Origin of the sequence: Aureimonas sp. ME7 (assembly GCF_903970965.1) — a bacterium.
GTDB lineage: Bacteria > Pseudomonadota > Alphaproteobacteria > Rhizobiales > Rhizobiaceae > Aureimonas.
On sequence record NZ_CAJCKW010000034.1, the window covers coordinates 1 to 5,090 of the forward strand.

Here is a 5,090-nt window from a genome sequence, read left to right on the forward strand (position 1 = left end):
CACCTGCCGCCGCGCTATGGCCGGCTGCGCCACCCCAACCCGCTTCGCCGGCCACCTCAACCGTGGTCGCCAAACCTACCATGCATTAGATTTGAACCGGACCACCTGATAGGGGCAGGCCAGGTAGGCCAACGCAAGCACCACAGTGGTCACAACGACATCGAGTGGGATGAGCCAGGGCAGGGGATTGGTCCACTTGTCCATGTTGGTCGTGCGCCCGTGGTAGGGAGGCCCGGAGCCGTAGGCTTCGATCAGGGTGGCGGCGTTCAGCCAGACAGCGATGGCCAAAAGTGCGAAGGCCAAGGTCGTTCGGGCGATCCGTGCGGCGGCCGTTGAACGCCTCATCCCGCGATGACGTCCACGAAGTGGCCGTGCACCCAGCCCGAGCGGCAGGGACCGCGATACGGCGTGCGCACCGTTTGCGGCGAGGATACTCCGCAATCGGTCTGCGTCCCCGGTGCGGGGTAGACGACGCCGAGCCAGGGGCCGCGTTCGTCGCAGATGGCAACGAGTGCACCGGCACCGAGTCGATCGCGTTCCTGGTGCCCCGAGTTGGGCCCGTCTCGGACCGACAGGAAGTTGTCGCCAGTCGGGTCGAGCCCGACGATCCGCCCGAAGCTCCTGCAGGCGTCGAACTCGGCGTCGCCGCCGATCTCGACGCGCACCGAGCTCTGCGCGCTCGCGTTCGGCGAGGGCAACCAAGCCAATAGCGTCGCGACGCAGAGAAGTGGAACCGTGAGTTTCAACTGAGACCCTCGTCGCTGGGCGTCAGGCCTGTCAGAGCCCGCAGCCGCCAGATGCGCTCGCCCCACCATCGCTCGATGCGGTTCGCCGCCGGATCGAGCGGCAGGTCGAAGACCATGGGTCGCGAAACCCTTCGCCGCGTCCAATACGTGTCCCCGCCCATCAGTCCGTAGAGTTGCAGCATGGCCAGCGAGGACACGCCCCGGATTGCACCGTGATCGTCGCGCAGGACGATCCAGCCGAGCGCGTCGGATCCCCCGCCCGGCATGGCGAAGAGGCGGGGGCGGCCGCAGATTGTCACGCTCCAAGCCCCATCGGGCCGCGTTTCCGTCAGATAGGGCTCGCGGCAGGCCAGCCGTCCCTCCGGCGCCAGGATCACGGCAAGGGGCGCGCCGACCGCCAGGGCGAGGCCGAGCCCCCAGATCCACCTGTCACGACGCGTCACGGACGCGCCGCCGCGCTTAGTACCACGTCGGCCTCCCGGAGCCATCCGGTCACGGGTCGGTCCGTGGCTTCGAGATACTCGACATGGATCCAGCCGGGACGCTGCGCCAGCACCGCGACCGGATCGAACCGGACGAGATAGGGGCGGCTGCGCCCCGGGGCGTTGGTGGGGGAGGGGTGGAGGATCGCTCGCTCGGCAGCCACGAGCCCCGCCCCGATCCAGTCCTCGCGCCGCTCGTCCAGGAGAAGGTCGTAGGGCGCGCCCTTCATGTCGCCGGTGGTCATCAGGCAGCCGCCATGGTTCTCGGCGAGCCGCAGGCTCGGCTCCGCCCCCAGGTGAAGCTCGCCGCCGATGCGCTCGGCCTTGCCCGGAAACCAGGTGACGACATCCGCCCTGTCGCCTTCCACGTGACCCACAAGCAGGAACAGGCAGTCGAACTGCGGCGCCTCCGGCGTGCCGTTGCCGATCTGGCGCTCGGCGAAGACGCCGTGAACCGATCCGTCGTCCCCCACGACCAGCGCGAGCGGGCCGTAGCTTCCCGACATCGGCTGCGAGGCGTTGGCGGGGACCGCGAGCGCTAGACAAAGCACGCCAAGGCTCGGGAGAGAAAGCCGAAGGGTCATGTCGTTCCCAATCCGATCCGTCGATGGTCGCGATCCTCGATCCGGCCCTTCCGGACCGTGGACGCCGACCTCCCCCGTTTTAACAGGAGAACGGCTGGTTGAGGTTGAAGATCATCATCGAGAAGTTCTGCTGGAGAATGCTGAACTCTTGCTGGAGAACGAAGGACGGCGTACCGGACTCCGTCTCGAACCGACCCGCCTCGGCACTCTGGACCGCCTTGCGCCCATTCGCGATCACCAGATTGGCGCTGCTCTGGATGGCCGGGCATCCTTCCGGCTTCTCGGCCCGGACCGCACGATCCCAGTTCTCGACCATCCCCGCCATCTCGTCGAGGTTCTTGGCGAATGCCTGACGCGTGGCGACGTCGGCCGGTTCGGTAAATACGGTCAGGACCTCCTTCATTGCCGCTTTGCCGCGCATCACCATCCCGGCGCGGTAGCGCTCCACACTACCCTCCGGCGCCCGGTCGTAGGCTTCTTGCGTCAGCCGCGCGTCCCGCGTGTCGATCCGGTGGAAGAAGACCGTTTCCGCATTCACGACCTTGCGGAGTGCTGCGACGAACACCGCGTCCTCCGTTCGCGCCTTCGCGCCCTTGTCCGTCAGGAAGCCCTTGGACTGGGCGTAATTGGCCAGCCCGTTGTTCACCCGCTCGAAGGCCGCGATGGCGCTCGCATAGTCGCGGGCTGCCGGGTCGAGTTCCGGAATCGAACCTTCCAACGCGCCCGCGGTCTCCAGACGGGTGCGGATCTTGGTGACCTGCTGAACCGGAACGACCTCGTAGGTCTCTAACGGGCGATCGGCGGACAGTCTTGGAGAGACCGTGTCCTGATAGGTTGCCAGAGCCTTCTCGAACAGGCCTGAACTCTCGTTGGCGGCGATGATGTAGGCGTTGGACTTGGCGATTTCCGTTTGGTCGGCCGACGACGAGCCGTGCGCCGCAGTCCCTGGCGTCGCGCTGTTCTTATTCTCGCCGTTGCAGCCGGCAAGGCAAGCCACCGCTAATAGCGCAAACCCGGTCACCCGTACTCGATCGCGATGTCGCATATCCCCTCCTTGCCGCTGGCAACGCGCAGCTATCTGTCCGTTCCCGAGCGAAAGGACTGCAACCTCAGCGTCAACGGTCTCCTTCCGTGAGCGGACCTTGATGGTCAAGCGCCTATCGGGCGACGTCTTAGGTGAGATCGACGATGCGAACGTGCGCGCGATCGAGCATGCGACGATCGCTTCGATGACGACGATCAATCATCGCGACCGGACGGAGCAAGCTCGTCGACCCTGTCGGGGCACTGCGACTGACATACCTAATTCATGAGCGTTTCGAAGCCGAAAGGGCATCTTGCATGAAGTCGCTGTTCACGGTGGACATGATCTGGAAGATCGGCCTCGCTCTTATTGGATGCATCGCTGTCGGCGTCATCATGGAAGCCGTCACGGGTGGAGCCATCGGTTGGATGCTGAGCGGTGCCGTCCTCGCCGCGACCTGCTATCCCCTGTTCAAGACGCTGTTCGAGCGGCGCGGCATGAAGTTCGGCAGGTAGGCGCCGATGGTTGGTCCGGCTGGTCGGGCGTACCCCACGGATCGCAGGGCTGCCTCCGTCGCGAAGAAGCCGTCCAGCGCCGCAACCGCGACGAACAGCGCTCCGCCGGGCAGACAAGGTCGCCAAAACGGTGGCAGACATCGGTCACGGTGTCATGGGTACAAGATGACGAGAAGGCAGGCGGTCATGAAGGCCGCCCAGATCATCCATCGCGTGTTGGTCGTGAGCGGTCGGCTTCCTACCACGACCCACAACCTCTCGGTCGTGGCGCCGGCCGCGATCGTGAATGAACCGAAGATGCGCAAGACGCACGCCTTGGCGCGGTCAGGTCGCAAGGGATCAATCAGTGACAGGGGCACGTCTCTTCAAACGGTCGCCGAGGCCGAGAAGGGGGTCACCACTGATCAGTCTGCCGGCAGACGATAGCGATCGATGGTGATCGTCTTTCCGTCGGTCGTCACCTCGAGCACTTGGTTGACCAGGTCGCTGCCAAGCTCATCGAGCGCAACGGTGAACAGTTCTTCCTGCAGGGCAAGATCCATTCCGGGTGGCCCGTTCAGGCAGACAAGCCCGGCATGGATCGATTGGGCAGCGTGAAGTCCTGGCTCTCCCGGTGCGTCGGTGGGGTCACGGAAGTCGTAGGAGTTCTTCGTCACAAGCGTCCAGTCCTCGTCGGCCACACGCTTGATCAAGTCCCAGTCCTTCATGCCGGCGAGGCCGAGCCAGACCAAATGCGAGGATTCGCCATACCCTCTATCTCGGGCCATCGTCGTCAGTCTGAGACTCAGGCACTCATCGACGAGCAACTTCATCCGGCCGTCTTGCGCCGTACGACCTTGCGTTCCAGCCGCTCAGTGCCGGCCGGCAACACGGTTCCGCGCTGCCGTCCGCGCGCTGGGTGAGCCGCCGCATACACGATGGCGAGGTTGATCTGCTGCTCCGACAGCGATGGATAGGCCTCGTGGATGTCGTCGATGGTCGCGCCGCCGTTCGCCGATGCGGCGACGTCGCGCACCGGTACGCGCGTTCCGTGCAGGACCTCGGTTCCGTTCATCACGTCCGGATCGCGCGACACGGCGGCCTCGGCTTGGCGCAGTTGCACGTAAGAGGTGCCCGCACGCTTGATGATGGGCGCAAGGTCTACGGTCCAGCAACGGTCGCTCAGCGTCCAGTTTTCGCGCGTCAGCGCCTCGTAACGGCTGAACTCGACGTGGCGGAGCCGGTCCTTGAAACTGGCGATGATCCGCTTCCGGAGCGCCGTCGAGAAATCCTCGGCCGTCTTGTGGTAAAAGGCGACCATCACGCAGGCGCCGGGCGTCAACCGGCGACCGCCGTCGACCTCGAAGAAGCCCTTGGGCAGCACGCGATCATCGATCGCTCGATCGACCGCCTTCACGGCGATCCCCGAAACGAAAGCTGCCTCCTGGGAGCGCAGCAGTTCAGCCCGTTCACCCATGATCGCCTCGATATTCTTCCTGATTTCGGGAAGATATACCGGCTATTCCCGCTTTCCAAAGGATCGAGGCGCTTGACGATCGCCCGACAAACGCCCGTCGCCGTACCGTGGCCGATGACGTGACCCCCGTTTTTCATCCAGCGGGAGCGAGAGTCCTGTCGTCGGCTTGACCTGCCACCCGTTCCTGGACTGTTTGGCCGGCCGTCATCGAGCTTCGACCGGCGGCGGCGGGCCATGTGCCGCTGACCGGTTCACCAGCGATATCGGCGGTTTGTTGCCGATG

9 protein-coding genes are annotated in these 5,090 nt (G+C 65.1%); 2 read left to right on the forward strand and 7 right to left on the reverse strand.

What is annotated here, in order from left to right:
- Positions 1 to 75: 75 nt before the first annotated feature.
- From H7A85_RS20470 to H7A85_RS20490, 5 genes are all read right to left on the reverse strand, one after another.
- Complete coding sequence (locus tag H7A85_RS20470) at positions 76 to 303, reverse strand: hypothetical protein (protein WP_210270283.1); 228 nt, start codon at positions 301 to 303, stop codon at positions 76 to 78.
- Between the two features lie 38 nt (positions 304 to 341).
- Entirely contained in the window at positions 342 to 746 is a 405-nt protein-coding gene (locus H7A85_RS20475) for an integron (protein ID WP_182422386.1), read from the reverse strand.
- On the reverse strand, positions 743 to 1,189 hold the full coding sequence (locus tag H7A85_RS20480) for a hypothetical protein (protein WP_182422387.1): 447 nt from the start codon (positions 1,187 to 1,189) through the stop codon (positions 743 to 745). The genes H7A85_RS20475 and H7A85_RS20480 overlap by 4 nt, the downstream gene beginning before the upstream one ends.
- Positions 1,186 to 1,812 (reverse strand): hypothetical protein, encoded by a 627-nt coding sequence (locus H7A85_RS20955; protein ID WP_182422388.1) that lies wholly within the window; start codon positions 1,810 to 1,812, stop codon positions 1,186 to 1,188. The genes H7A85_RS20480 and H7A85_RS20955 overlap by 4 nt, the downstream gene beginning before the upstream one ends.
- A gap of 79 nt (positions 1,813 to 1,891) precedes the next feature.
- Complete coding sequence (locus tag H7A85_RS20490; protein ID WP_182422389.1) at positions 1,892 to 3,055, reverse strand: DUF3829 domain-containing protein; 1,164 nt, start codon at positions 3,053 to 3,055, stop codon at positions 1,892 to 1,894.
- 98 nt (positions 3,056 to 3,153) lie between these two features.
- Here H7A85_RS20490 and H7A85_RS20495 point away from each other — a divergent pair, with 98 nt between their 5' ends.
- Positions 3,154 to 3,351 carry a hypothetical protein gene (locus H7A85_RS20495; RefSeq protein ID WP_182422390.1) on the forward strand — a complete coding sequence of 66 codons (198 nt, stop codon included), beginning with the start codon at positions 3,154 to 3,156 and terminating at the stop codon, positions 3,349 to 3,351.
- Between the two features lie 186 nt (positions 3,352 to 3,537).
- Positions 3,538 to 3,777, forward strand: coding sequence for a hypothetical protein (locus H7A85_RS20500; RefSeq protein ID WP_182422391.1), 240 nt, complete (start codon positions 3,538 to 3,540; stop codon positions 3,775 to 3,777).
- Here the strand turns inward: H7A85_RS20500 and H7A85_RS20505 are convergent.
- Positions 3,756 to 4,163 carry a DUF5615 family PIN-like protein gene (locus tag H7A85_RS20505; protein WP_182422392.1) on the reverse strand — a complete coding sequence of 136 codons (408 nt, stop codon included), beginning with the start codon at positions 4,161 to 4,163 and terminating at the stop codon, positions 3,756 to 3,758. The two genes, H7A85_RS20500 and H7A85_RS20505, sit on opposite strands and share 22 nt — an antisense overlap.
- The gene (locus tag H7A85_RS20510; RefSeq protein ID WP_182422393.1) at positions 4,160 to 4,747 is read right to left on the reverse strand and encodes a DUF433 domain-containing protein; all 588 of its coding nucleotides are present in this window, start codon (positions 4,745 to 4,747) and stop codon (positions 4,160 to 4,162) included. The genes H7A85_RS20505 and H7A85_RS20510 overlap by 4 nt, the downstream gene beginning before the upstream one ends.
- Between the last annotated feature and the right edge of the window lie 343 nt (positions 4,748 to 5,090).

What these genes read in the sequence shown, in the direction of transcription:
- H7A85_RS20495 (WP_182422390.1), top strand. Translation starts at nt 3,154, where the DNA reads ATGAAGTCGCTGTTCACGGTGGACATGATCTGGAAGATCGGCCTCGCT.
- H7A85_RS20500 (WP_182422391.1), top strand. Translation starts at nt 3,538, where the DNA reads ATGAAGGCCGCCCAGATCATCCATCGCGTGTTGGTCGTGAGCGGTCGG.
- H7A85_RS20505 (WP_182422392.1), bottom strand. Translation starts at nt 4,163, where the DNA reads ATGAAGTTGCTCGTCGATGAGTGCCTGAGTCTCAGACTGACGACGATG.
- H7A85_RS20955 (WP_182422388.1), bottom strand. Translation starts at nt 1,812, where the DNA reads ATGACCCTTCGGCTTTCTCTCCCGAGCCTTGGCGTGCTTTGTCTAGCG.